Annotated in this window: 1 pseudogene; it reads right to left on the bottom strand. The window is 43.9% G+C overall.

Features of this window, described 5'->3' with window-relative positions:
- A pseudogene (locus DHD80_RS19830) lies at positions 1-272 on the bottom strand (group II intron reverse transcriptase/maturase); the annotation flags it as partial.
- Between the last annotated feature and the right edge of the window lie 557 nt (positions 273-829).

Below are 829 nucleotides of genomic sequence, written 5' to 3'. Positions count from 1 at the left end.
CCTATTCGGTCACTTACTGTGGGAATCCCTAATTTGCGGACTTTACCGTCCTTTTTCGGGATTTCCACTTCCTTGACCGCAGGGGGGAAATAACTCCCCGATGCCATACGATTCCAAAGTTTGTACAGGTTCTTGGATAAATTCCCATCGAATTGCTCCATGCTTACTGCATCTATCCCTGCACTTCCTTTGTTGGCACGCACTCTTTTATAAGCTTGCCATACCATGGCTTTGCTTATAGGTATTGATTTTGTTTCATTCCATAAAGTCATCCTCAAAATACTGAGTTGTTAAATGTAACGTAACTGTATAACCTAACCCCTTCGCTCCATTCCCATTACAGGAACTTTATCACTACTACAGGTTAGTCCGCCCCTGAATATAACTTTGGTATTCTACCTCTAGGTTGGGCCTATTGTGTATTTTCCTTAACATCTATATTCAGGTTCCCGAGTTCCATAACCAAGCCTGGATAAAAGTCATGCCCCCTGAATGACGCCTGCCGTATAGCCAATAAATAGGTAACCGCTATACTCTTTAACCTCGTGCGATACTCCGTGGCTTTTGACAGGATGTAGCAACTTCTCGACACCTCATAAGGGGTTCACTTTTGTTCATCTCTTTTATCCGTACCTGACCACGCTCTTGGCGTGACCTTTCCTAAACGCTCAATACCCTGGCTCTTTACCAAAGCACCTTTAGGTGGTTTAATGCCTTCTCCTATAAGACGACACTGGTAGGTCGGTTCTACCATCTTAATTATAGTTCACAATGACTATTTATTGCCGGTCATTGCTTGCTCGGCACACTATCGCAAGTTGCGGGAGTA

Source organism: Gramella sp. AN32 (genome assembly GCF_023718305.1).
GTDB lineage: Bacteria > Bacteroidota > Bacteroidia > Flavobacteriales > Flavobacteriaceae > Christiangramia > Christiangramia antarctica.
The sequence above is the reverse complement of the archived record's forward strand: the minus strand, read 5'-3'. Positions and strand labels throughout refer to the sequence as shown.